At 60.3% G+C, this 25,397-nt stretch carries 22 protein-coding genes; 6 read left to right on the top strand and 16 right to left on the bottom strand.

Translation table 11 applies throughout. The features are described from left to right. Window positions 1–71: 71 nt before the first annotated feature. From K5E80_RS16045 to K5E80_RS16065, 5 genes are all read right to left on the bottom strand, one after another. Window positions 72–653, bottom strand: a complete 582-nt coding sequence (locus tag K5E80_RS16045; protein WP_220637102.1) for an HD-GYP domain-containing protein — start codon at window positions 651–653, stop codon at window positions 72–74. An 89-nt stretch (window positions 654–742) separates the two neighbouring features. Next, entirely contained in the window at window positions 743–934 is a 192-nt protein-coding gene (locus K5E80_RS16050) for a hypothetical protein (RefSeq protein ID WP_220637103.1), read from the bottom strand. Next, the gene (locus tag K5E80_RS16055) at window positions 931–1,239 is read right to left on the bottom strand and encodes a hypothetical protein (RefSeq protein ID WP_220637104.1); all 309 of its coding nucleotides are present in this window, start codon (window positions 1,237–1,239) and stop codon (window positions 931–933) included. The genes K5E80_RS16050 and K5E80_RS16055 overlap by 4 nt, the downstream gene beginning before the upstream one ends. Before the next feature lie 15 nt (window positions 1,240–1,254). Then, window positions 1,255–1,425 carry a hypothetical protein gene (locus tag K5E80_RS16060; protein WP_220637105.1) on the bottom strand — a complete coding sequence of 57 codons (171 nt, stop codon included), beginning with the start codon at window positions 1,423–1,425 and terminating at the stop codon, window positions 1,255–1,257. A 15-nt stretch (window positions 1,426–1,440) separates the two neighbouring features. Next, on the bottom strand, window positions 1,441–3,417 hold the full coding sequence (locus tag K5E80_RS16065) for a peptidase U32 family protein (RefSeq protein ID WP_220637106.1): 1,977 nt from the start codon (window positions 3,415–3,417) through the stop codon (window positions 1,441–1,443). Window positions 3,418–3,563: 146 nt separating this feature from the next. On the opposite strand from K5E80_RS16065, the gene K5E80_RS16070 reads away from it, so the two are divergent. From K5E80_RS16070 to ispH, 4 genes are all read left to right on the top strand, one after another. Beyond that, window positions 3,564–4,532 carry a bifunctional riboflavin kinase/FAD synthetase gene (locus tag K5E80_RS16070; RefSeq protein ID WP_220637107.1) on the top strand — a complete coding sequence of 323 codons (969 nt, stop codon included), beginning with the start codon at window positions 3,564–3,566 and terminating at the stop codon, window positions 4,530–4,532. Between the two features lie 112 nt (window positions 4,533–4,644). After that, window positions 4,645–7,446, top strand: a complete 2,802-nt coding sequence (gene ileS, locus K5E80_RS16075; protein ID WP_220637108.1) for an isoleucine--tRNA ligase — start codon at window positions 4,645–4,647, stop codon at window positions 7,444–7,446. 130 nt (window positions 7,447–7,576) lie between these two features. Next, on the top strand, window positions 7,577–8,020 hold the full coding sequence (lspA, locus tag K5E80_RS16080) for a signal peptidase II (protein WP_343213267.1): 444 nt from the start codon (window positions 7,577–7,579) through the stop codon (window positions 8,018–8,020). Continuing rightward, the gene (ispH, locus tag K5E80_RS16085; RefSeq protein WP_220637110.1) at window positions 8,017–8,943 is read left to right on the top strand and encodes a 4-hydroxy-3-methylbut-2-enyl diphosphate reductase; all 927 of its coding nucleotides are present in this window, start codon (window positions 8,017–8,019) and stop codon (window positions 8,941–8,943) included. Before lspA ends, ispH begins: the two co-directional genes overlap by 4 nt. Here the strand turns inward: ispH and K5E80_RS16090 are convergent. The 5 genes from K5E80_RS16090 to K5E80_RS16110 form a co-directional block, all read right to left on the bottom strand. Beyond that, window positions 8,933–9,679, bottom strand: coding sequence for a UDP-2,3-diacylglucosamine diphosphatase (locus tag K5E80_RS16090; protein WP_220637111.1), 747 nt, complete (start codon window positions 9,677–9,679; stop codon window positions 8,933–8,935). The genes ispH and K5E80_RS16090 overlap by 11 nt on opposite strands. A 101-nt stretch (window positions 9,680–9,780) precedes the next feature. After that, on the bottom strand, window positions 9,781–10,272 hold the full coding sequence (locus K5E80_RS16095) for a peptidylprolyl isomerase (RefSeq protein ID WP_220637112.1): 492 nt from the start codon (window positions 10,270–10,272) through the stop codon (window positions 9,781–9,783). Window positions 10,273–10,290: 18 nt separating this feature from the next. Continuing rightward, window positions 10,291–10,869: a peptidylprolyl isomerase gene (locus K5E80_RS16100; protein ID WP_281420357.1), complete on the bottom strand. Its 579-nt coding sequence runs from the start codon at window positions 10,867–10,869 to the stop codon at window positions 10,291–10,293. A gap of 5 nt (window positions 10,870–10,874) precedes the next feature. After that, complete coding sequence (locus K5E80_RS16105) at window positions 10,875–12,092, bottom strand: L,D-transpeptidase family protein (protein WP_220637113.1); 1,218 nt, start codon at window positions 12,090–12,092, stop codon at window positions 10,875–10,877. Next, complete coding sequence (locus K5E80_RS16110) at window positions 12,059–13,090, bottom strand: nuclear transport factor 2 family protein (RefSeq protein WP_220637114.1); 1,032 nt, start codon at window positions 13,088–13,090, stop codon at window positions 12,059–12,061. Before K5E80_RS16110 ends, K5E80_RS16105 begins: the two co-directional genes overlap by 34 nt. Window positions 13,091–13,348: 258 nt before the next feature. On the opposite strand from K5E80_RS16110, the gene cysS reads away from it, so the two are divergent. After that, the gene (gene cysS / locus K5E80_RS16115) at window positions 13,349–14,734 is read left to right on the top strand and encodes a cysteine--tRNA ligase (RefSeq protein WP_220637115.1); all 1,386 of its coding nucleotides are present in this window, start codon (window positions 13,349–13,351) and stop codon (window positions 14,732–14,734) included. 223 nt (window positions 14,735–14,957) lie between these two features. Here cysS and dnaJ read toward each other — a convergent pair whose 3' ends face one another. The 6 genes from dnaJ to nifJ all read right to left on the bottom strand — a co-directional run bounded on the left by dnaJ (window position 14,958) and on the right by nifJ (window position 24,104). Next, entirely contained in the window at window positions 14,958–16,085 is a 1,128-nt protein-coding gene (gene dnaJ / locus K5E80_RS16120) for a molecular chaperone DnaJ (protein ID WP_220637116.1), read from the bottom strand. Window positions 16,086–16,181: 96 nt separating this feature from the next. Then, complete coding sequence (gene dnaK / locus K5E80_RS16125; protein ID WP_220637117.1) at window positions 16,182–18,119, bottom strand: molecular chaperone DnaK; 1,938 nt, start codon at window positions 18,117–18,119, stop codon at window positions 16,182–16,184. Between the two features lie 114 nt (window positions 18,120–18,233). Next, on the bottom strand, window positions 18,234–18,809 hold the full coding sequence (gene grpE, locus K5E80_RS16130) for a nucleotide exchange factor GrpE (protein WP_220637118.1): 576 nt from the start codon (window positions 18,807–18,809) through the stop codon (window positions 18,234–18,236). Between the two features lie 260 nt (window positions 18,810–19,069). Further along, window positions 19,070–19,504: a thioredoxin TrxC gene (trxC, locus tag K5E80_RS16135; RefSeq protein ID WP_220637119.1), complete on the bottom strand. Its 435-nt coding sequence runs from the start codon at window positions 19,502–19,504 to the stop codon at window positions 19,070–19,072. 104 nt (window positions 19,505–19,608) lie between these two features. Continuing rightward, window positions 19,609–20,457, bottom strand: a complete 849-nt coding sequence (locus K5E80_RS16140) for a 3-hydroxybutyryl-CoA dehydrogenase (RefSeq protein ID WP_220634413.1) — start codon at window positions 20,455–20,457, stop codon at window positions 19,609–19,611. A gap of 68 nt (window positions 20,458–20,525) precedes the next feature. Then, the gene (gene nifJ / locus K5E80_RS16145; protein ID WP_246591022.1) at window positions 20,526–24,104 is read right to left on the bottom strand and encodes a pyruvate:ferredoxin (flavodoxin) oxidoreductase; all 3,579 of its coding nucleotides are present in this window, start codon (window positions 24,102–24,104) and stop codon (window positions 20,526–20,528) included. A 350-nt stretch (window positions 24,105–24,454) separates the two neighbouring features. Between nifJ and K5E80_RS16150 the strand changes: the two genes are divergently transcribed. Next, window positions 24,455–25,366, top strand: coding sequence for a LysR family transcriptional regulator (locus K5E80_RS16150; RefSeq protein WP_220637120.1), 912 nt, complete (start codon window positions 24,455–24,457; stop codon window positions 25,364–25,366). Window positions 25,367–25,397 lie beyond the last annotated feature (31 nt).

The following is a 25,397-nucleotide window of genomic DNA, read 5'->3' on the forward strand; positions in this document are numbered from 1 at the left end:
TGCCGTAACGGCCGCACATGATCAGTTACTAATGAAGTCCGCGTCACATTAGTGTGGTCGAATTAGCCGACTCACAAAGGACTCTTGTCGATAAGCCTGGAGAACTCCCCCAAAATTCTGGGATCAAATTTTTCGCCATTCTCGTGATTCATGATTCCAATTACTTCGGAGTGCGTTTTAACTCCGTGGTAAGGGCGCAGCGTGCTCATGGAGTCGTATGCGTCGACGACCAGTAATACACGCGATAGCAAAGGGATGTTTCCACCACAAAGGCCGTCTGGGTAACCGCTGCCATCAAACGATTCGTGATGATGCCGAATTATCAGGCCCAGATCGTCGGAAAAATTCGTCCTGGCAGACCTGACGATTCGCTCCCCTTTCTCGGAATGTGCTTTCATCACCGACCATTCTTCATCATCAAGGGCCGCGGGCTTCAGCAATATATGGTCAGGAATCCCGATCTTTCCGATATCGTGGAAAAGCGCGCTCAGGTGGAGCAATTGCATTTCGCTATGCGACAGACCGCACGCCTCGCCCAGTTCACTTGCAAGAACCACAACCCGATCACAGTGGCTCCGCGTATAAGCGTCACGCTCCTCTAGAGCAATGGTAAGCGCGTCAACCGAAACCTGATATTTTGCGATTTCGTCCATTTTTATTGTCCCGGCTCCTCTGGTGACAGTGTTACCGTGGCGCGAAATAGGAAATCAATTGCGAAACAAGAATACTCTATTTACAAGGATTAACGGGCCAGGTTCGGTTTGTCTTCTATGACAACATCTTCCTGCGCACTAGTCGGTGCGTTTCGCACCATCAGCGTGAAACGCCGTACTTCGTCGAGCCAGCGCAGCCGATCCAGCAGCGGGATGCGGCCGTAGGCGATGAGGCGTTCATCCGATATTTCGTAGGCAAAGTCCGCGCGCTGAATGTTCATGAGGCACCCAGTTGCTTGAGGCGTTCAAGTGCCGCGATGTCGGACTGGTCGCGCAGGCGCCCCGTACCACTTTTCAAGGCGATGAGGTCGTCGATGTGGGCAAGCTGTATGTGGTCGCCGCCGACGATTTTTTCGATGCGCCGTTGCCATGCCTGGCCGAAATCAATGCTGGGTTGAATCAGGATGTCGAGTGTCGGTGCAGAAGGCCCCGGTGGGCGCAGGCCGAAGGGGAGCATGTGCTTTTCCTCACCCCAGCGTCTGAGTTGCGCCGTGTCGGCAAGACTTTCCAGACTCACGGGCAGCACGGGTTGTAATTGCAGTTACCGTGCAACGCGCAGGAAGGATTTCAGGTTGTCGCTGTCCATGGCGAGCATGAGGTCGATATCCATCGTGGCGCGTTCGACACCATGGATATTGAGCGCCAGTCCGCCAATCAAAAGGTAACGAACCTGTTCCTGATCAAGGGCGCGGAAGAGATCAAGATAAAACATGCCGCCTATGTTAACTCAATACGCCTTGCCGACTGGTGTCAGCGGGATCACCCGATTCTTGCTCTTCCCCACCACATGCATCTCGCAGGCCCTGCAGTCGAAGCGCAGCGTCAGGCGTTCGCTGCCGTTGATCAGCGTCATCGGTTCGGCCTTGATGCCCTTGAGCTGCCAGTCCCTGGCCTGCTTCGGGCACAGGTTGAAGCTGTAGCGCAGGCAATGCCTGGTGATCATGAGCGAGACTTCGCCGGGCGTGGTGTCGGCCTCGTAAGCGTCGGCGATCAACTCGACGCCGTGCTTCCGATAGAAGTCGCGCGCATGCTGGTTGAGTACATTGGCGAGATAAGTGAGTTCTTTCTCCGGGTAGGGTACGGGCGGTTCGACGGGTATGGCGCGTGGCGGGCGCGGGCGCATGGCTTCGCGCGCTGCAATGAGGGCTGCGATGCCGTCGCGGCGCAGGCCGTTGATGAGCGAGGCGGGGACGAACCAGGGGACGGCGATATCGATCTCTGTGGCGATGAAATCGGTGTTGCCCAGCTTGGCAAGATTGCCACGCAATGTGGTCAGTGCTTTTTCAGCATCGCGTGCCATTTCGATCTTCGCATCGCAATGCACGGTAGTGGTGATGCCGTCAGCATCAGTGAGCGTGAGTTGCAGGCCCTGTGGTTCGACAGGCTCACCATGACCGGAGGAAATCCCCGTGGTACGAACCGAACGGCGTGACGATTCCTCTTTGTTGCTCGTTGTCAGGCTCATCATCACGCCGATGCGCCGCTCGGCGGATTCCTTCTCCAGCGCGCGCTCGAAGGCCTGGTCGCGGTTGCGATACAGCGTCATGCCCTTTTGCAGGTCGTCTGGCATCTCGTTGGGGAACAGCCGCTTGCCCTGCGCAACGTTGATGCGCATGCCCGAGAGCTTGTCGCTGCCCTTATTGCTGGCCGGCTGGTAGCTCACGCCGTCGCCGTTGTGCAGTTCAACCGCGCCGTCGATCTCGAACCAGTCGTGGCCGATGCGGGTGACGCTGCCGATGGCTTCGCCGGCGAACTTGGGCGTATCGAAGGCGCCGATGTCGCTGTGCTCGCGGCCATTGACGAAATAGTCGGTGCTGCCGCGGTTGAAGCTCTTTTCCGGCTGCGGGGTGAACAGGTGCGTGCTGCGTCCCGACGATGCTGCGGCATATTGCGGTTGCTCTGCCATGATGGCGTCGAGCAACTGGCGGTAATGGGCGGTGGCGTTCTTGACGTAGGCCATGTCCTTGTAGCGGCCTTCGATCTTGAAGGCGCGGATGCCGGCGTCGATCAGGGCGGAGAGGTTGGCGCTCTGGTCGTTGTCCTTCAGCGAGAGCAGGTGTTTGTCATAGGCGACGATGCGGCCCTGCGGGTCTTCGAGGGTATAGGGCAGGCGGCAGGCCTGCGCGCATTCGCCGCGATTGGCGCTGCGCCCGGTGTGCGCATGACTGATGTAACACTGACCCGAGAAGGCCACGCACAGCGCGCCATGAATGAAGAATTCCAGCCGGCAGCGTTTCGGGTCGGTGGCGGCGCGGATGCGCTGAATTTCGTCGAGCGTCAGTTCGCGCGCCAGCACGATCTGCGAAAAGCCGACGTCCTGCAGGAAGCGCGCTTTCTCCGCCGTGCGGATGTCGGTCTGCGTGCTGGCATGCAGGGGCAGCGGTGGCATATCCACTTCGAGCAGGCCCATGTCCTGCACGATGAAGGCGTCAGCACCGGCGGCGTGGAGTTCCCAGGCCAGTTTGCGCGCGGGCTCGATCTCGCTGTCGTCGAAAATCGTGTTGAGGGTGACAAAGACTCTGGCGTGAAAGCGATGCGCGAAGTTCGCCAGCCGGGCGATGTCCTCCACCCGATTGCCGGCCGCGGCGCGCGCGCCATAGGCCGGGCCGCCGATATACACGGCATCGGCGCCGTGCTTGATGGCTTCGATGCCGATGTCGGCGTCGCGGGCGGGGGCCAGCAGTTCGAGCAGATGGTCGGGCATGGCGGAGGCGGGGAGAAGGAAAGCGGATTCTAGCGGCGTTTCAACTGTGCCGACCGGCTTGTTGACTGCCTGTCCCAAGGCCTCACGGGCCGGCTGGGCCTACCCCGGCTGATATAATCCGTCCCCTTTTCCCGCATGCAGTGGCGATGCAAATTTCAGTCAGCGTTCCGGAGCAATCGACAACCCCGACGGCACTGACCATCGGCAATTTCGATGGTCTGCATCTGGGGCATCGCGCCATGCTCGACAAGCTGATTGCCGTGGCGCGGGCGCACCATCTGCCGGCCTGTGTGCTGACCTTCGAACCACATCCGCGCGAGTTCTTCACTCCGGATCAGGCTCCGGCGCGCCTGACCGGCATGCGCGAAAAACTGGCGCTGTTGCAGGCGGCGGGGGTGGACCATACTTTCGTGTTGCGCTTCGGACGCCAACTCGCGGCACAGACGCCGCAGGAGTTCATCGACCGCGTGCTGGTGCAGGGGTTCGGCGTGCAACACCTGATCATCGGCGACGACTTCTGCTTCGGCAGGAAACGCGCCGGCAATCTCGCCACCTTGCAGGCGGCGGGCGCGGCGCAGGGCTTTACGGTGGACGCGATGCATACCGTGGAGGTGGATGGCATTCGCGTTTCCAGTTCCGCCGTGCGCGAGGCGCTGTTTGCGGGCAACCTGGAACTGGCCGCGCGCCTGCTCGGCCGCACCTACAACGTGGCAGGGCGGGTGATCCACGGCGACAAGATCGGCCGCAAACTCGGTTTTCCCACGGCGAATATCCAGTTTCGCCGCAAACGCATTCCGCTCGACGGCGTGTTTGCGGTGACCGTGGAAGGCCTGCAGGAGCGACCCTTGCAAGGCGCGGCCAGCATCGGCGTGCGGCCGACCCTGGGCTATGGCCTGAAGCCGGTGCTGGAAGTGCATCTGCTCGACTTTTCCGCGGAGATTTACCGTCAGCATGTGTCGGTGAATTTTGTGCACAAGCTGCGCGATCAGAAAAAATACGACTCGGTCGATGCCTTGAAAGAGCAGATTGCCCGTGATGTGGATGACACCAGAAGGTACTTTGCAGGATTAACGCGTATAGCCGCCAACGCCACCCCTGAGGATAAAAGTGCGTAAAGGCAAATTGAACGTCCCCCACCCCCATACCCCGCCCCAGGGCGGGGCTGCCATTTGGCTCGCTACGCTCGATATCACAATGGGCGCTGTTTCTGCTTTTTCACATTAAACCATGGCTGATTACCGCAAGACGCTGAACATGCCCGACACCTCGTTTCCGATGCGCGGCGATCTCGCCAAGCGCGAGCCGGGCTGGGTCAAGGATTGGCAGCAAAAGCAGTTGTACAAAAAGATTCGCGCCGCGGCGCAGGGCCGGCCGCGCTTTGTGCTGCACGACGGCCCGCCTTATGCCAATGGCGATATCCATATCGGTCATGCGGTGAACAAGATTCTCAAGGACATCATCGTCCGCGCCAAGACGCTGGCGGGTTTCGACGCGCCCTATGTGCCAGGCTGGGACTGCCACGGCCTGCCGATCGAGCACCAGATCGAAAAGCAGCACGGCAAGGGCATCGCGGCGGACAAGGTGCGCACCTTGTCGCGCGCCTATGCGGCGCAGCAGGTGGAGCGGCAGAAAAAGGACTTCATCCGCCTGGGCGTCCTCGGCGATTGGGACAACCCCTATCTGACGATGGACTTCAAGACCGAGGCCGCCGAAATCCGCGCGCTGGGCCGGATGTTGGAGCAGGGGTGGGTGTTCAAGGGCTTGAAGCCGGTGAACTGGTGCTTCGATTGCGGCTCGGCGCTGGCCGAAGCCGAGGTCGAGTACGAGGACAAGAAGTCGGACGCCATCGATGTCGCCTTTCGCTGCGACCAGCCGGAAAAACTGGCGGCAGCCTTCAAGCTCGACCGCCTGGCCAAGCCGTCGTTCGCCGTGATCTGGACCACCACGCCGTGGACCATTCCCGCCAATCAGGCGCTGAATATCCATCCGGAATTCAATTACGCGCTGGTGGACGTCGGCGACAAGTTGTTGCTGCTTGCCGCGGAACTGGTCGAGGAGTGCCTGAAACGATATGGCCTGGAAGGCACGGTGATGGCGACGGCCAAGGGCGCGCAGCTCGCCGGCATCGAATTTCATCATCCCTTCTACGATCGCGTAGCGCCGGTCTATTTGGCCGAATACGTTGGCACCGATGCCGGCACCGGCATCGTCCATTGCTCGCCGGCCTACGGCGTGGACGACTTCATGATCTGGCGCGCCAATGGGCGCGGCTTCGATGAAATCCTCAATCCGGTGCAGGGCCACGGCGTGTATGTGCCGAGCCTGGAATTTTTCGGCGGCCAGTTCATCTGGAAGGCGAACCCGAACATCGTCGACAAGCTGCGCGAAGTCGGCGCGCTGCTCAAGCACGAAACCATCACCCACAGCTACATGCATTGCTGGCGCCACAAGACGCCGGTCATCTATCGCGCCACGGCGCAGTGGTTCGTGGGCATGGATCGCAAACCCGACGGCAGCACCAGCCTGCGCGAACATGCGCTGCAGGCCATCGCTGATACGACTTTCTATCCCGCTTGGGGGCAAGCCCGGCTCAATGCGATGATCGCCAATCGTCCCGACTGGTGCATTTCGCGCCAGCGCAACTGGGGTGTGCCGATCCCTTTCTTCCTGCACAAGGAAAGCGGCGAGCTGCATCCGCGTACGCTGGAACTTGTCGAGCAGGTCGCCTTGCGCGTGGAGCAGGGCGGCATCGATGCCTGGTTCAACATGGAGGCGGCGGAACTGCTCGGCGCTGAAGCGGCCCAGTACATCAAGATGAGCGATACGCTCGATGTCTGGTTCGACTCCGGCGTCACCCACTTGAGCGTCATGCGCGGTTCGCACCGGGACGAACTGGCCTGGCCGGCTGACCTTTATCTCGAAGGTTCGGACCAGCATCGCGGCTGGTTCCATTCCTCGCTGCTCACCGGCTGCGCCATCGACGGCCGCGCACCTTACCAGGCGTTGCTGACGCACGGCTTTGTGGTGGATGGCAAGGGCATGAAGATGTCCAAGTCGAAGGGTAATGTCATAGCGCCGCAGGAAGTGTCCGACAAGATGGGCGCCGAAATCCTGCGTCTCTGGGTCGCTTCCACCGACTATTCGGGCGAGCTGACGATCTCGAAGGAAATCCTCGACCGCGTGGTCGAGACCTATCGCCGCTTGCGCAATACCCTGCGCTTCCTGCTGGCGAATACGGCGGATTTCGATGCCGGCAAGAATTCACTCCCGGTTGCGGAGTGGCTGGAGATCGACCGCTATGCGCTGGCGCTGATGCGGCGGCTGCAAACGCAGTTGGCCGGCGATTACGAGCGCTATGAATTTCTCAAGGTGGTACAGGCGCTGCAAGGCTTCTGCTCCGAAGATCTCGGTGGCTTCTACCTCGACATCCTCAAGGACCGGCTCTACACCTCGGCTGCGGATTCAAAGGCGCGCCGTTCGGCGCAAAGTGCGCTGTGGCATATCACCCAATGCGTGACGCGGCTGATGGCGCCGGTGTTGTCTTTCACCGCCGAAGAAATCTGGGCCGTGATCAACGGCAAGCCTGACGACAGCGTGATGCTGCATTCCTGGCATGTGCTGCCGGAGCAACAGGGCGAAGCCGAACTGCTCGAACGCTGGCAGCAGATTCGCGAAGTGCGCTCGCAAGTGACCAAGGTGCTCGAAGATTTGCGCACCGAAGGCAAGATCGGCTCGTCCTTGCAGGCTGAGGTGGAGATTCGCGCCAGCGGTGCGCGGTATGAGAACCTCGCCGCGCTCGATGACGATTTGCGTTTTGTGCTGATCTGTTCCAGGACCACGCTGGTCAAGGCCGCCGATGCCGGCGCCGAGGCCGTGATCGCCACGCCGACCGCACACGTCAAGTGCGCGCGCTGCTGGCATTGGCGCGCCGATGTCGGTAAACATGAACATGCGGCAGAACATCCGGAATTGTGCGGACGCTGCGCATCCAATCTGTTCGGCGCTGGTGAAGTGCGCAGCCATGCCTAGGGAAACGCCTACTGGTTCCGTTCGTGGTGAGCCTGTCGAACCACGCGTCAATTGTTGCTCGCGCCCTTCGACAAGCTCAGGGCGAACGGGTGGTCTCGGCTGCCCTGTCAGATTCCTGAACTGGCTGCTGCTGGCGGCAGTCGTGATCGTGCTTGATCAGGCGAGCAAGGCCTGGGTGCTGGCGTCGATTCCGCAGAATGGCGGTATTGCGCTGACGGATTTTTTCAATCTGGTCTTTGTCTTTAACCGCGGCGCGGCGTTCAGTTTTTTATCGGGCGCGGATGGCTGGCAGCGCTGGTTCTTTCTCGCCCTTGCCATTGGCATTTCTGCGTGGATTGTGTGGATGCTCCGCGAGCATGCGGCGGAGCGTCTGCAACCGGCGGCGTTGGCGCTGATACTCGGCGGGGCTATCGGCAACGCGGTGGACCGCATGCACCATGGCGCGGTGGTGGACTTCCTCGATTTTCATTATGCCGGCTGGCACTTCTGGGCCTTCAACGTGGCCGACAGCGCGATCTCGGTCGGCGTCGCCCTGCTGCTGCTGCATCAACTCATGCGCAAGGAAGCTTCATGACCAAAACCATTCTCCTTGCCAACCCGCGCGGCTTCTGTGCCGGCGTCGATCGCGCCATCGCTGTGGTCGAGCGCGCGCTGGAGAAATACGGCGCGCCGGTGTACGTGCGGCATGAAGTGGTGCACAACCGCTATGTGGTCGAAACATTGCGCGGCAAGGGCGCGGTGTTCGTCGAGGAAGTCGATCAGGTGCCCGATGGCGCGGTGCTGGTGTTCAGCGCCCATGGCGTGTCGCAGGCGGTGCGCCGCTCGGCCGGCAGCCGCGAGCTGCGGGTACTGGACGCGACCTGTCCGCTGGTGACCAAAGTGCATAACCAGGTGGCGCGGCTGGTCGGCGACGGTTACGAGATCGTCATGATCGGCCATCGCGGCCATCCTGAAGTCGAAGGCACCATGGGTCAGACCGACGGCCATATGTATCTGGTCGAGAATGTTGCCGACGTTGCCTCCTTGCGCGTGACGAATCCGCAAAAGCTGGCGTATGTGACGCAGACCACGCTCTCGGTGGACGACGCGGCCTCCATCATCAAGGCACTGGTGGCGCGTTTTCCCGCCATCCTGCTGCCGGCCCGCGACGACATCTGCTATGCCACGCAGAACCGCCAGGACGCGGTGAAGAGCATGGACTGCGACGTGCTGATCGTGGTCGGCTCGCACAACAGTTCCAATTCCAACCGCTTGCGCGAAGTGGCCGAGCATCGCGGCATTCCCGGCTATCTGGTCGACGATGCCGAGTCGATCGACCCGGCATGGATTACCGGAAAGTCATGCATTGGCGTCACGGCGGGCGCTTCCGCGCCGGAACTGCTGGTGCAGCAGGTGGTGGAGCGTTTGCGCGAAATCGGCGGCGGTGAGGTAAAGTCGCTTGAAGGCATCGAGGAGCGCGTCAAGTTCCAGTTGCCGAAGGAACTGATCAGCTTCTGATCGCGGTTGCCTGCTTGCCGTCCCAGGTGCGGAAGCGCCAGCCGGATTCGTCGCATTCGAGGAAGTTTCCCGTCTTGCCCCAGTCGCCGAGCACCCAGCGTTCGCAGGACTTGCCGTCGATCTCATAACGATGCAGGGCGAGGCGATGGGTATGGCCGTGAATCATGCGCGTGACATTCGCATCGCGGAAAGCCTGACGCACGGCGTCGGCGTTGACGTCCATGAGGGCCATGTCCTTGCCGCGCTTTTCCACTTCGCTGCGTTGGCGCATCTCTTCGATATAGGCTCTGCGTTCGGCCAGCGGGCGGCGCAGAAAATTTTCGATGAAGATCGGGTTGCGCACCTGGCGGCGGTAGTCCTGATAGGCGGCATCGTCGCTGCACAAGGTGTCGCCATGCAGCAGCAGCGCCGGCGTGCCGGCGACGGCTTCGACCAGGAGATCGGGCAGCAGCACGGCGCCGCTGGCTGTAGCGAAGCCGGCGCCGATCAGGAAATCGCGGTTGCCGGCGAGAAAGCGGATGGCCGTGCCGCGCGACGCGAGCGACTTGAGCGCGGCGCAGACACGGGCGTGCAACGAGGTGCCAATGTCATCATCGCCGGCCCAGTACTCGAACAGGTCGCCGAGGATGGTGAGGCACTGCGCGCCTTGCGCCGGAGCGGCGATGAAATCAAGAAAAAGCTGCGTTGTCTCCGGCCTCGATTCGTGCAGGTGCAGGTCGGAGAGGAAGAGTTCCATGGTCGGACGTCGTCTGCCGTTCGGCCTGAGCTTGTCGAAGGCCGGTTCCAGGTTGCAGTGATCGGCTGCGCTTCGACAGGCTCAGCGCGAACGGCGCTGCATCACACTACTTCGGCCTTTTCGATCACCACGTCCTGCACTGGCACGTCCTGGTGGAAACCGGAGCTGCCGGTCTTGACGGCGCGGATCTTGTCGACCACATCCATGCCATCGACGACACGGGCAAAGACGCAGTAGCCCCAGCCACTGCCGGTAGGAGCCGTGTGGTCGAGAAAGGAGTTGTCGACGACGTTGATGAAAAACTGCGCCGTGGCCGAATGCGGGTCATTGGTGCGCGCCATGGCCAGCGTGCCGCGCTTGTTCTTGAGCTGGTTGTTGGCTTCGTTCTCGATCGGCGCGCGCACCGGCTTTTGCTTCATGCCGGGCTCGAAGCCGCCGCCCTGGATCATGAAGCCGTCGATGACGCGATGGAAGATCGTACCGTTGTAGTGACCGGCGCTGACGTAGTCGATGAAGTTTTGCGCCGTCTTGGGCGCCTTTTCGCCGTCGAGTTCGATGCTGATGACGCCGTGGTTGGTATGCAGTTTGATCATGATGTTTTTCCGGAAGGGTTATTTTGAATCGGGCAGTAGTTTGACTGATTCGATGACGACGTGGGTGAGCGGTACATTCTCGAACATGCCTGCATTGCCGGTGCGAACCTGCGCGATTTTCTGAACGATGTCCATGCCCCTGACCACCTGGCCGAATACGGCGTACCCGGCACCGTCGGGGTTGGGATAGTCGAGCATGGGATTATCCACGTGATTGATGAAGAACTGGGCGGTGGCCGAATCGGGATCGCCGCGCCGGGCCATGGCGATGGTACCGGCCATGTTCCGCAAGCCGTTCTTGCCTTCGTTGGGTATCGGGTCGCGGGTCGGTTTTTCCTTCATGCCGGGCTCGAAGCCGCCGCCCTGGATCATGAAACCCGGCATCACGCGGTGGAAAATCGTGCCGTTGTAGAAACCGCTCTTAACGTACCGGAGAAAGTTTTCCACGGTCTTCGGCGCCTTGGCCGGATTGAGTTCGACAACAATCGTTCCCAGGCTGGTTTTCATCTCGACGCGCGGCGCACTTTGCGGTCCGGCGGCAGATGCGGACGCGCAAACCAGCAATGCCAGGGCAAGCCCCAGCAGAACTTCTTTAATCAGTTTCATACAGTTCCTTCATAAATGATTTTCCAGCGGCCGTCTTCCTTGATCCAGTACTGGCGCTTCTTGACGACGTTCGAGAGGTTGCTGCTGCGGTAATCCTGCTCGAAAGTCACCACTACGTATTCTTCCTTGCCGGGGTTGCGGAACATGCTGATGTTGTTGGTGGCGACCTTGATCCAGCTTTTGCCGACGTTGACCTTGCGCTTTTGTTCGAGCCACTGGTTCCGATTTTGCCCGTCGGCGAGAAAATCGTGCGCGTAGTGGCTGGCGTATTTGTCGCCATCGCGGCTTTCCCAGTCGTGGCGCCACTCGTCAAGCATGGCGAGCAGGGAACTGCGCTCCGCCTGCCAGTCGTCGAGCGAAAGCCATTCGATGCTGTTGCTGATGATCACCGGCGTGAGGCCGATCTGCAGGTCGGCGGCGATGGCGTCGAGATCCTGATTCGCGAGCACTACGCAGCCGTCAGAAGCCTTGGGCGGCCGCGAGAAGGTGTTGGACGGGGTGCCATGCAGCCAGATGCCGCGGCCGTTGCGGCCGCGGCGCTTGTCCCATTCATTGGGATAATTGATCGGATAGGCGCCGCTGCCGTAGAAGTCGCCGAGCTGCTTGCGCGACAGGCTGGAGGTGACGTGATAGACGCCGATCGGCGTGCGCTTGTCGCCTTCCCTGATCTTGTCGGCGCCCAGCTTGCCCTGTGTGATGTAATAGTCGGCGACGAAACGTGGCATGCCGTCGTCGTTCCGGTAGAGATAGAGGCGTGATTTTTGGGTGTCGACCACGATGGCGAACTTCTGCGCTTTCTCCATCTTCAGCAGGTAACGCGGTAACGCATCGCCCCGCGGTTTGTCGCGCCAGGCACGGAGGCGCGCCACGGCTTCTTCGTGCAGATCGGAAACCTTGTCCTGTGCGTTCCTGCCGCCTTCGCCAAAGGTCGATAAAGGCTTGGTCTGCGCCAGCAGCAGGTCACCGCGGATCAAATAGGCGAGACGGAAATTCGGGTAGGCGCCGATCAACGCATCGACCTGCCGCATGGCTTTGGGAAAATCCCCCTGGTCGATGGCCGCCAGCGTATTTGCCAACAGCGGCTCGGGCCCGGCGTCGGAATAGCGGGCGGGCGCGGCCAGCGCGACGCTGGCCGCGCAGAGCGCAATGGTGAAGGCGCGCCGCCAATGGCCGGAAAGCTTCAACCGCCGATCCGTTCCTGCAGGATTTTCCATTGGCCGTTTTGCCGGGTCATGAGCAGGGTCTTGTTGCTTGACGACGACAGGGTGGCGGACTTGTAATGCTGACGGAATTTGACGACCACCTGGTCGGCGCCTTCCGGCGTGACCTCATGTGTCACTCTGGCGCTTTCGATGGTGACGTTGATCTTGCCGGGCTTGGTGACGCGTTTGGTGCGCTCCGCCTCCCAGGCGGCGCGCGATTCACCGCGCGGCGCCCTGAAATCGCTGGCGTAGAAAGCAAGATAGGCCTTGGCGTTCTTGCTCGACCATGCTTCGGCCCATGCGGCAATCACCTTCGCCACATCGTCGCCGACATTGCCGGCAGCCGGCACGGACTCGGGCTTGGGTGCGGGCTTCGCGGGTTCCGCAGGTTTCGCTGCGGGCGCAGGCAGCGGCGCGGGCTTTGGCTCGGCTGTCGTGGCAACTGCTACAGGAGGCCGCGCTGCTGGCGGTGATGCGGCTTGCGCCGACACCATCATCAGGTCGCTAATCATCGACAGCTTGGTCTGTGCAGTCTTGTTCGAGGAATCGAGTTGCAACGCCTTGTCGTAGGCCTGGCTGGCCAGGCGCGCGTAGATGTCGCCGAGGTTTTCGTGCGCGGTCGCATAGGAGGGATGCGTGCGGATCGCCGCTTCCAGCGCTGTCTTGGCCTTGTCGTACTGCTTCTGCTGGGCGTAGATGACAGCCAGGTTGTTATAGGGTTCGGGCAGGTTGGGATAATCCTCGGTCAATTTGGTGAAAATCGCGATTGCTTCGCTGTCGCGCTTCATCTCGGTGAGAATGACGCCGCGCAGGAAGCGGGCCGAGGCATCCTTGGGATGGGCAACCAGATAGCCATCCACCTGTTCCAGCGCCTGCTTGGCCTGCCCCTGCCTTAACAGTTTGCCGGCGTCCTGCAGGGCATCCGCGTGGGCGGCGGACATCATGCAGGCGGTCAGTACCGCGAACAGGAGGAGTCGCGCGCGACGCGGGTAAAGGCTGGATGCGGTCATGGTAAACTGGCCCGACTTTGAATTGAATACAGCGTACGATTCTAACAAGAAAAGATATAGCCAATTCGGGCGCAAGCGCCGGATTTACGCCCTAACGCGCATGCAATGTTGTTGCACCATTGATGATGATAAAGCGCAAAGGCTAATTGGACTTCCCCCATCCCAATCCCCGCCCCGGGGCGGGGCTACTCATTAGCTCGCTACGCTCGGTCAAAACAAATCGCTTCAATTTACGTCCTTTCACGCTAACCCCTTCCCATGATCTGGCTTTACAACTCTCTCAGTCGCGCCAAGCAGGAATTCATTCCCATCGACCCGGGCAGGGTGCGCATGTACGTCTGCGGCATGACGGTGTACGACTACTGCCATCTAGGCCACGCCCGCGTCATGGTGGTATTCGACATGGTGACGCGCTGGCTGCGTCAGGCCGGTTATGCGGTCAATTATGTGCGCAACATCACCGACATCGACGACAAGATCATCAAGCGCGCGGCCGAAAATAACGAGAGCATTCGCGCTCTGACCGACCGCTTCATTGCTGCCATGCACGAGGATGCCGATGCGCTGGGCGTGCTGCGTCCCGACGCCGAGCCGCGTGCCACCGACTATGTCTCTGACATGCTGACGATGATCGGCCAACTCGAACAACGCGGCTATGCCTATAGCGCCGCCAATCGCGACGTCTGCTACTCGGTGCGCAAGTTCGCCGGCTACGGCAAGCTCTCCGGCAAGTCGCTCGACGACCTGCGTGCCGGCGAACGCGTCGATGTCGCCGAGGGCAAGCAGGACCCGCTCGATTTCGTGCTGTGGAAGCACGCCAGGGACAGCGAACCCGAGGAAGTGAAATACGCCTCGCCCTGGGGTCCGGGCAGACCGGGCTGGCATATCGAATGTTCGGCGATGAGTTCGCGTCTGCTCGGTCAACGTTTCGACATTCATGGCGGCGGACAGGACTTGCAGTTCCCTCACCACGAAAACGAAATCGCGCAGAGCGAAGGCGCCAGTGACATTGCCGAGGGCAGCTTCGTCAATTACTGGATGCACAATGGCTTCGTCCGCGTCGATGACGAAAAGATGTCGAAGTCACTCGGCAACTTCTTCACCATCCGCGAGGTGCTCAAAAAATATGACGCCGAGGTGGTGCGCTTCTTCATCCTGCGCGCGCACTATCGCAGTCCGCTGAATTATTCCGACGCCCATCTCAATGACGCGCGTCAGGCGCTGACGCGGCTCTATACCGCGCTCAAGGATTTCAGGGGAGAGGCCGTCATCGACTGGGATGAAGCCCACGCGCAGCGCTTCAAGGCGGCGATGAATGACGACTTCGCCACGCCGGAGGCGGTGGCCGTGCTGTTCGATCTGGTGGGGGCAGTGAATCGCGGCGAAGCCGGGCTCGCCGCGCAACTCAAGGGCCTGGGTGGCGTGCTGGGCTTTCTGCAACGCGACCCCACGGTGTTTCTGCAAACCGGACTGAGCTCAAATGACGGACTTTCGGTTGAGCAGATCGAAGCGCAAATCGCAGCTCGTGTCGCTGCCAAGAAAGCGAAAAACTTTGCCGAGGCCGATCGCATTCGCGGTGAACTCAAGGCGGCCGGGATCGCGCTGGAAGATTCGCCGCAGGGCACTACCTGGCGCCGTGCCTGAGATTTATCGGGATCGTTTATCCTGAAAACCTCATTTGAACCACGGCGAGACGGCGGGCACGGCGAAAAATCAAAAGTTTGCCAATGGGCCTCCTTGTGTTTTCGCCGTGCCGCCGTATTCGCCGTGGGAACTGCCTTTTCTGGATTTATCTGCACGGCAGATACGATGCAGGTATTGCCTGCATCTGATGTCGACGCAACTCGAGCGCAAGTATCACTGAAGGTCAACTCGAGAAGAACTCTTTTACCTTGTCCATCCAGCCTTTTGCGCGTGGATTGTGCAGGCCGCTATCCTGCTGGTTGATGGCCTCGAATTCTCGTAACAGATCCTTCTGACGTGTAGTCAGGTTGACTGGCGTTTCGACCACGACATGACACATCAGGTCGCCGTGGCCGATGCTGCGAATTCCCTTGATGCCCTTACCGCGCAGACGAAACGCCCGGCCGGTTTGCGTTTCCGCGGGAATCTTCAGGCGCGCGACACCGTCGAGCGTGGGAATCTCGATTTCGCCGCCGAGCGCGGCGATGGTGAAGCTGACGGGCATTTCGCAATGCAGGTCGTCGTGATCGCGCGTGAAGACGCCGTGTTGCTTGAGGTGGATCTGCACGTACAGATCGCCCGCCGGCCCGCCGTTGACGCCGGGCTCGCCTTCGCCGGAAAGCCGGATGCGATCGCCTTCGTCGACACCGGCGGGAATCTTGATCGAGAGCGTCTTGTGGCTCTTGATGCGGCCCGCGCCGTGGCAATTGATGCAGGGCGTCGGGATGTAGCGCCCGGTGCCATGGCATTTGGGACACGTCTGCTGGATTGAGAAGAAGCCCTGCTGCATGCGCACCTGGCCGTGGCCGTGGCAGGTGGGGCAGGTTTCGGCTTTTGTTCCCTTCTTGGCGCCGCTGCCGTCGCAGGCTTCGCACTCATCCATGGTAGGAATGCGGATCTTGGTCTCGGCGCCACGCGCGGCGTCTTCGAGCGTAATTTCGAGGTTGTAGCGCAGATCGGCGCCGCGATAGACATTCGAGCGGCCGCCACCGCCACGGCCGCCACCGAAGATGTCGCCGAAAATATCGCCGAAGGCATCCGAGAAGCCCGCGCCGCCAAAACCGCCCGCGCCCATACCGGCCTGCTGATCGACGCCGGCATGGCCGTACTGGTCATAGGCGGCCCGCTTCTGCCCGTTCGAAAGAATCTCGTAGGCTTCCTTGGCTTCCTTGAACTGCTCTTCAGACTTGGGGTTGTCCGGATTGCGGTCCGGATGGTGTTTCATGGCCAGCTTGCGGTAGGCCTTCTTGATCTCGTCGTCGGATGCGTCGCGATTGACGCCGAGTACTTCGTAAAAGTCTTTTTTGGCCATTTGAAACGAGTAAGGAGTTAGGAGTGAAGAGTCAGGAGTGTACCGGCGGCGAGAGTGGAGCGAGGATTTTGCTCCTCACCCCTCTCTCCTTGCTCCTCACTTCTTGTCTTTGACTTCAGTGAACTCCGCGTCGACGACATCGCCTTCGTCCTTGCCGCCGGCATCGTCGCCCGGCGCTGCGCCGCCACCCGCACCTGCCGTGCCCGCGGCAGCCTGCGCGTCGGCATAGACCTTTTCGCCGAGCTTCTGCGAGACCGTTGCCAGCGCCTGCGCCTTGGCGCTGATGGCGTCCTTGTCGCCATCCTTGATGACGTCTTCGACTTCCTTGATGGCGGCTTCAATGGCGCTCTTTTCAGAGGCGTCGATCTTGTCGCCATGCTCGGCCAATGTCTTCTTCACGGTATGCACGAGGCCGTCCGCGTGGTTGCGCGCGTCGACCAGTTCATGCACCTTCTTGTCTTCCTCGGCGTGCGCGGCGGCATCCTGCACCATGCGCTGGATTTCGTCTTCCGACAGCCCGGAATTGGCCTTGATGGTAATCTTGTTTTCCTTGCCGGTCGCCTTGTCCTTGGCTGACACATGCAATATGCCATTGGCGTCGATGTCGAAGGTGACTTCGATCTGCGGCAAACCGCGTGGTGCCGGCGGAATGTCGGTCAGGTTGAACTGGCCGAGGCTCTTGTTGCCGGCCGAGATTTCGCGTTCGCCCTGCAGCACGTGGATGGTCACCGCGCTCTGGTTGTCGTCGGCGGTGGAGAACACCTGGCTCTGCTTGGTCGGGATGGTGGTGTTCTTCTGGATCAGCTTGGTCATCACGCCGCCCAGAGTTTCGATGCCGAGCGAGAGCGGGGTCACATCGAGCAGCAGCACGTCCTTGACTTCGCCCTGCAGCACGCCGCCCTGGATCGCGGCGCCGATGGCGACGGCCTCATCCGGGTTGACGTCCTTGCGCGGCTCCTTGCCGAACAGTTCCTTGACCTTCTCCTGCACCTTGGGCATGCGCGTCATGCCGCCGACCAGGATCACGTCGCCGATATCCTCGATCTTGACCCCGGCATCCTTGATGGCCATGCGGCAGGGTGCGGCGCAGCGTTCGATCAACTCATCCACCAGCGATTCGAACTTGGCGCGGGTGATCTTCATCGCCAGGTGCTTCGGGCCGCTGGCGTCCGCGGTGATGTAGGGCAGGTTGATTTCGGTCTGCTGGTTCGATGACAGCTCGATCTTGGCTTTTTCGGCCGCTTCCTTGAGGCGTTGCAACGCAAGCACGTCGGCCTTGAGATTGACGCCCTGTTCCTTGCGGAACTCCTCGATGATGTAGTCGATCAGACGCTGGTCGAAATCCTCGCCGCCGAGGAAGGTATCGCCGTTGGTCGACATGACCTCGAACTGGTGCTCGCCGTCGATCTCGGCGATGTCGATGATGGAGATGTCGAAAGTGCCGCCGCCAAGGTCGAACACCGCGATCTTGCGGTCGCCTTCCTTCTTGTCGAGGCCGAAGGAGATCGCCGCTGCGGTCGGTTCGTTGATGATGCGCTTGACTTCCAGTCCGGCGATGCGGCCGGCGTCCTTGGTGGCCTGGCGCTGACTGTCGTTGAAGTAGGCCGGCACGGTGATGACGGCTTCGGTGACTTCCTCGCCAAGATAATCTTCGGCGGTCTTCTTCATCTTGCGCAGCACTTCGGCCGACACCTGCTGCGAGGCGATTTTCTTGTCGCGTACCTCAACCCAGGCGTCGCCGTTGTCGGCCTTGACAATCTTGAAGGGCATCAGGGCGATGTCCTTCTGCACTTCCTTTTCCTCGAAGCGGCGGCCGATGAGGCGCTTCACCGCATACAGCGTGTTCTTGGCGTTGGTGACGGCCTGGCGCTTGGCCGAGGCGCCGACCAGAATCTCGCCGTCTTCGGCATAGGCGACGATGGATGGCGTGGTGCGCGCGCCTTCCGAGTTTTCAATCACCTTTGGCTTGCCGCCTTCCATGACGGCGACGCAACTGTTGGTGGTGCCGAGGTCGATACCGATGATCTTGCCCATTTTGATTCCTTTCAGTGAGGAGTTAGGGGTGAGGAGTGAGGAGTTAAAACTTCCTCAACGCCGCGCTCCCGTATTAATTAACCTGTTCAGTATGTCGGGTTAGCGGCGGATATTTCAAGCCATTGCCTTGGAGACAATGACCAGCGCTGGCCGGATTACCCGTCCGTTGAGGGCATAGCCTTTTTGCAACACGGTGAGCACGGTATTCGGTTCACCTTCGCTCTCGATCTGGCTGATGGCCTGGTGCTTGTGCGGGTCGAATTTTTCGCCGAGCGGATTGATGTCGACAAGATTCGATTTTTCGAAAGCGGAACCCAGTTGCTTGAGGGTTAGTTCGACGCCGGATTTCAAGGCCTCGGCACTCTGGTTTTCATTGGACAGCGCGGCTTCGAGGCTGTCCTTGACGGCAAGCAGTTCGCCGGCAAATTTCTCGGCGGCGAACTTGCTCGCCTTGGCGATGTCTTCCTGGGCGCGGCGGCGGACGTTTTCGCCTTCAGCCTTGGCGCGCAACCAGGCGTCGTGGTGCTCGGCGGCCTTGAGTTCTGCTGCCTTGAGCAATTCTTCCAGGCTGGGCGTCACATCGTCCTGGGATTGTTCAGGTGCGGCGGTATCCGCAGATGAGTCGGGAGTCGCTTGTTCCTGCAACAGAGGATTCTGGTTTTCGGTGGAGTTTTCAGGATGGTCCGACATAGTTTCCGAACAGTCAGGTGGAAAGATAACCGTAGCGATATGGGGGCGTCGCGGCGGGTTTCAAGGGGGCGAAAAATTTATCCTGAAAACCTCATTTGGACCACGGCCGACACGGCGGGCATGACCAAAGGAAATCCCCGTGGGACGGCGGAAAAGCAAAAGCTTGCCAACGGATTTCTCCACCCGATAGATGGTGTGCCGGATGCTTGCCATGCCTGGTGTTTTCGCCGTGTTGCCGTGGTGAACTGCTTTTTCCAGGTTTATGCGTTGGCCTGAATCCAGCGCTTCAGGCTGGCGGCGTCCATCGCCCCGGACTGGCGCGCGATCTCGCGACCGCCACGAAAGATGGCCAAGGTCGGGATACTGCGGATGGCGAAGCGGGCTGCCAGCTCCTGCTGATCTTCGGTATTCACCTTGGCCAATTGGTAGTGCGGCTCCAGTTCGCCTGCCACCTGCACGAAGGCAGGCGCCATCATGCGGCAGGGGCTGCACCACGGCGCCCAGAAATCGACCACGATGGGCAGATCGGAGCGACCGATATGACGCTCGAAACTGGCGGCATCGAGTTCGACTGGTTTGCCCGCGAAGAGGGAACTCTTGCATTTCCCACAGGCGCCGCCTGCCGCAAGGCGATCTTCAGGAACGCGGTTGGGGGCGTGGCAGTGCGGGCAGACAACGATCAGCGATTTGTTCATGGCAACTCCATACGGATTTCCACCGATATGGGGCCAATGCGGGTCGCTTCAAGGAGCGGTTATCCGTAATATGTGGCGCCGTGGATCCCAAAGACAAACCCGCATTAGTAGTGATAAAAGCCGCGTCCGCTCTTGCGGCCGAGGTAACCCGCCGCGACCATTTCCTTGAGCATGGGCGCCGGGCGATAACGCGGGTCGTTGAAGCCTTCGTATAACACTTCCATGATCGACAGCAGCGTATCAAGGCCGATCAGGTCGGCCAGGGCGAGCGGGCCGAGCGGATGATTGCAACCCAGCTTCATGCCGACGTCGATGTCCTCGGCCGTGGCGATTCCCTCTTCGAGCACGGATACCGCTTCGTTGATCATCGGGCAAAGAATGCGGTTGACCACGAAGCCGGGGCGGTTCTTCACCGTGATCGGCGACTTCCCGAGCGATAAGGCAAATTCCCTCACCCTGGCATGCGTCTGATCCGACGTTTGCAGGCCGCTGATCAACTCCACCAGCGCCATCATCGGCACCGGATTGAAGAAGTGCATGCCGATGAAACGCGTCGGATGATTCAGCGTCGCCGCCATTTGCGTAATCGAAATCGACGAGGTGTTGGTCGCTATGACGGTGTGTTCGCCAACATTTTCCTCGACCTGCTTGATGATGCGCAGCTTGAGCGGCAGGTTTTCCGTTGCCGCTTCTATCACCAGATCGGCGCCGGCGATGTCGGCATAATTCGTCGATCCCTTGACCAACGCCAGAATCCCCTCTTTCTGCGTTTCGGTCATCTTTTCCTTCTTGACCAGGCGGTCCAGGCTGCCGGCGATGGTTGTCAGTCCGCGCGCTACGGCAGCGCCGGCTACATCGATCATCACTACCTGCTTGCCGGCACCCGCACAGGCCTGCGCGATACCGTTGCCCATCGTTCCTGCGCCGATTACTGCAATTTGTGCAATTGTCATTTTTCTTTCCTAACGGCTGTATTGGAGTTTGGCAACACAAGATCGTGTGTGACGGCTGGTCGATGTAATCAATTAGAGGAACTTCCGTCGATGATGGGTTGAACCGGGAGAGCCATATGGGCATAGAGCGCCAGCCGTTCTTCGGACTTGTTCTGGAGCAACTGCATCAGATCCTTGAAACGTTCCGGATTTTGCTGCTCCACCATGCGGAAACGGGTCTCGTTGCGGGTGTAGTCGGTCACCTTGCCACTGGGCGCGGGGGAATCGACGCGCAGCGGGCTCTCGCCGGGGGCATTCCGGCGCGGGTCATAGCGATACAGCGGCCAGTAGCCGGTATCGACCGCCAGTTTCTGCTGCGCCGCGCCCTGGGCCAGGTCATAACCATGGGCAATGCAGTGCGAGAAAGCGATGATCAAGGACGGGCCCGGATAGGCTTCCGCCTCGGCAAAGGCTTTTACCACCTGGGCGTCGTTGGCGCCAAAGGCGATCTGGGCGACATACACGCTGCCATAGGACATGGCCAGCAGACCGAGGTCTTTCTTGGCCATCGATTTGCCCGCCGCCGCGAACTTGGCCGCCGCGCCGGTGGGCGTGGCCTTGGAGGCCTGACCGCCGGTATTGGAATAGACCTCGGTATCCATGACCAGGATATTGACGTCGCGCCCGGACGCGAGCACATGATCCAGGCCGCCATAACCGATGTCATAGGCCCAGCCGTCGCCGCCGACGATCCAGACGCTCTTCTTCACCAGATAGTCGGCGATGAGTTCCAGCCGGCGCGCTTCGGGCCGGGGAATGCCCTTGAGCTGCTCGCGCAACGCCAGCACGCGAACGCGCTGGGCGGCGATCCCGGCTTCGTCCTGCGGCTGGACTGCCAGCAATTCCCCGACCAGGCGATCACCCACCTCGCCCGCCAGGACTTGCAGCAGTTCCTGCGCCTGCTTGGTTTGCTGATCGACGGCAAGCCGGTAGCCGAAACCAAATTCGGCATTGTCCTCGAACAGGGAATTGCTCCACGCCGGTCCGCGCCCCTCGCGGTTGACCGTGTACGGCGTCGTCGGCAGGTTGCCGCCATAGATCGACGAACAACCGGTGGCATTGGCGATCAGCGCCCGATCGCCAAAGAGCTGCGTCAGGAGTTTCACATAAGGCGTTTCGCCGCAGCCGGAACAGGCACCCGAATACTCGAACAGCGGCTCGAAGAACTGCGTCCCCTTCATATTGAGCGGCACCAGGTTGCGGTCTGCTTCGGGCAGCGCGAGAAAGAATTCATAGTTGTCGCGCTCCGGGACGCGCAACGGCAGTTGCGGGACCATGCCGATGGCCTTTTGCCGCGGGTTCTGCTTGTCCTTGGCCGGGCAGACTTCGACGCAAAGCCTGCAGCCGGTGCAGTCTTCGGGGGCCACCTGCAAGGTGTATTTTTGGCCCTGGAAAGGTTTGCCCTTGAAATCGATCGACTGGAAGGTGGCTGGCGCACCCGCCAGCGCTGACGGCGGGTAGACCTTGGCGCGAATGGCCGCATGCGGACAGACCATCGCGCATTTGTTGCACTGGATGCAGATGGCCGGATGCCACTGGGGAATTTCCAGCGCCAGATTGCGCTTCTCCCAGCGCGTCGTGGCCGTGGGCCAGGTGCCATCGACCGGAAACGCACTTACCGGAAGTCCGTCGCCCTTGCCTGAGAGCATCACCGCCGTGACCCGCTGAACGAAGTCCGGCGCCTTGGCCGAGACGGTCGGCGGCATGACGATGGCGGAATCCGCCGTGGCCGGCACCTTGACTTCGTGCAGATGCGCCAGCGAATCGTCGACCACGGCGTAGTTCTTGTTCACCACCGCCTCGCCCTTGGCGGCGTAGGTTTTCTTGATCTGGCGCTTGATGTAGTCGATCGCTTCCTCGCGCGGGAAGATCGCCGCCAGCGCAAAGAAGCAGGTTTGCATCACGGTATTGACGCGCCCGCCCATGCCGGCGCGACGCGCCACATCGTAAGCGTCGATGGTGTAGACCTTCAACTGCAGATCAATGATCTGCTGCTGGACTTCACGCGGCAACTCAGCCCACAGCTTTTCCGCGGGGAACAATGAATTGATGAGCAGCGTGCCGCCGGGAGCCGCGATCTCCAGCACATCGTAGCGCTCGAAGAAGTTCCACTGATGCACGGCAACGAAGCTCGCACGCCGGATCAGGTAGCTCGACTGGATCGGCCGCGGGCCGAAGCGCAGATGCGAAGTGGTGATGGCGCCGGATTTCTTCGAGTCGTAGACAAAATAGCCCTGCGCGAACTGGTCGGTCTCTTCGCCGATGATCTTGATCGAGTTCTTGTTCGCGCCGACCGTGCCGTCGGCGCCCAGGCCGTAGAACACCGCGCGCACGACGTCCTTCGGTTCGATGTCGAAGGAATAATCGACCGGCAGGGAGAGGCCGGTCACGTCATCGACGATCCCCACGGTAAAGCGCCGCTGTGGCTTGTCCTTGGCCAATTCTTCATACACCGCGCGCACCATGGCCGGGTTGAACTCCTTGGACGACAGTCCATAGCGCCCGCCGATGACGCGCGGGTGTATCTTCAATGCGCCTTCTTCCTCGGCTTCGTGCAGGGCGGCGACCACATCGAGGTAGAGCGGATCGCCGAAGGCGCCCGGCTCCTTGGTGCGATCCAGTACCGCGATGGTCCGCGCCGTGCGCGGAATCGCCTTGATGAAGTCAGCCGTGGCGAAGGGCCGGAACAGGCGCACCTTGAGCAGCCCCACTTTTTCACCGCGGGCCACCATCCAGTCGACGAGTTCATGCGCCGCTTCCGCGCCCGAGCCCATCATGATGATCACGCGCTCGGCTTGCGGATGGCCGACGTAATCGTAGAGGCGATATTGGCGGCCGGTGACCTTGGCGAAGCGGTCCATCTCCGCCTTCACTTTTTCCGGACAGACGTCATAGTAGCTATTGCCGGCTTCGCGCGCCTGGAAGAACACGTCAGGATTCTGCGCCGTGCCCCGCAGTACGGGGTGATCGGGCGATAACGCGCGACGGCGGTGGGCGGCGATCATTTCTTCGTCTATCAGCGCACGCAGGTCATCGTCGGAAAGCACCGCGATCTTGGCCACTTCGTGCGAGGTGCGGAAACCGTCGAAGAAATGAAGGAAGGGGATGCGCGTCTTCAGCGTGGCGGCGTGGGCAATGGCGGCGAAATCCTGCGCCTCCTGAACCGAACCCGCGGCCAGCATGGCGAATCCGGTCGAGCGGCAGGCCATGACGTCGGAATGGTCACCGAAAATGGACAGGGCGTGCGTGGCAAGGGTGCGCGCCGAGACATGCATCACGAAGGACGTGAGTTCGCCGGCGATCTTGAACATGTTGGGGATCATCAGCAACAGGCCCTGCGATGCGGTGAACGTGGTCGACAGCGCACCAGCCTGGAGTGCGCCGTGAACCGCCCCGGCGGCGCCACCCTCGGATTGCATTTCGGAAACCTGCGGCACAGTATTCCAAAGATTGTGCATCCCCTTCGCCGCCCATTCGTCGGAGTGCTCGCCCATGTTCGATGAGGGCGTGATCGGGTAGATGGCGATCACTTCGCTCAGCCGGTACGCCACCGAGGCTACCGCCTGGCTTCCATCCAGCGTTTGCATTGTCATTGCAGAATTACTCATCAAGGATTCCTCAAGATCAGCCTCAGGACTGATCCCATCTCGAAAGGTGAATTGTCATGATAAATAAATAGCGGTGATCGTCAACCAAACTCATGTGGTGAACGAACCCGCGCCGGGAAGCGTCATCTTGCCGATGGTCTGGCCTGTTTCAGTGCTGTCACCAAGGCCGGTTGTATGCATCACTTCCGCCAAGTCTCGGCTACCTTGGATCGCACTGATATGGACTATTACCACCTCTGGTTTGACCATCCTATGGTTGAAGCTGCTATTAGGCAAACGACAATTTTGCACTGTGTTGTGCGAGAATTGCACAACACTTTCTGGTTTGGCTAAATTGCCCGATTACAGATATGCGACGCAAGATCCCAAATTCAGGCGCTATGATTGCCTTCGAGGCCGCGGCGCGGCACGAAAGCTTTTCCCGCGCAGCCGAAGAACTATCGCAGACACAAAGTGCGATCTGCCGCCAAGTTGCTGGTCTCGAGGATTTTCTCGGAATACAGTTGTTTCGACGTTCGAAGCGCGGTGTCAAGCTTACCGAAGCCGGCTTGTCCTATAGCCGTCAGATAGCAGTGCGGCTGGATGAGGTTGAACGCGATACCTTGTCTCTGATGTCCAGTCAAGGTCAGGGCGTAACCCTGAAGTTGGCCGTAGTGCCAACCTTTGCGACTAAATGGTTGCTTCCCCGACTGGGCGGATTCCTCCGCAGCAATCCTGAAGCTACAGTCAATCTGGATAATCGCACCCGTCCGTTCCTCTTTACCGAGACTAATTTCGATGCAGCCATATATTTTGGCAATTCGATATGGTCAGGAACCCAGTCCATTTTTCTGATGCGCGAAAATCTTGTGCCGGTATGCAGCCCCCGCTTGGTAGCACAATACGGCCAGATGTCTGCGATTGATATCGCGAATTTGCCCCTGCTTCAGCAATCGACGCGACCATATGCCTGGCGAAAATGGTTCGCTTCTCTTGGTCAGCGTGTTTCCAGCGATATGGCTGGACCGCGTTTTGAGTTGTTCAGCATGCTGGCCCAGGCGGCAAAACACGACATGGGTGTGGCCTTGATTCCCCCCATGATGATCGAGGATGAACTGGCAAGTGGGGATCTGGTCATTCCAGTAATACATGAATATCTAAGCGACAAGAGCTACTACCTCATTTTCCCGGAACATCATCCGGAGACACAAACCTTTCACGCCTTTCGCGACTGGCTGCTTGCGGAAGCAAGTGATTACCGGCTAGCTAATAATTTGGGTTAATCTGCAATCTTAAAAAATAGGCAATATAATG

The sequence above is a fragment of the Georgfuchsia toluolica genome, assembly GCF_907163265.1.
GTDB lineage: Bacteria > Pseudomonadota > Gammaproteobacteria > Burkholderiales > Rhodocyclaceae > Georgfuchsia > Georgfuchsia toluolica.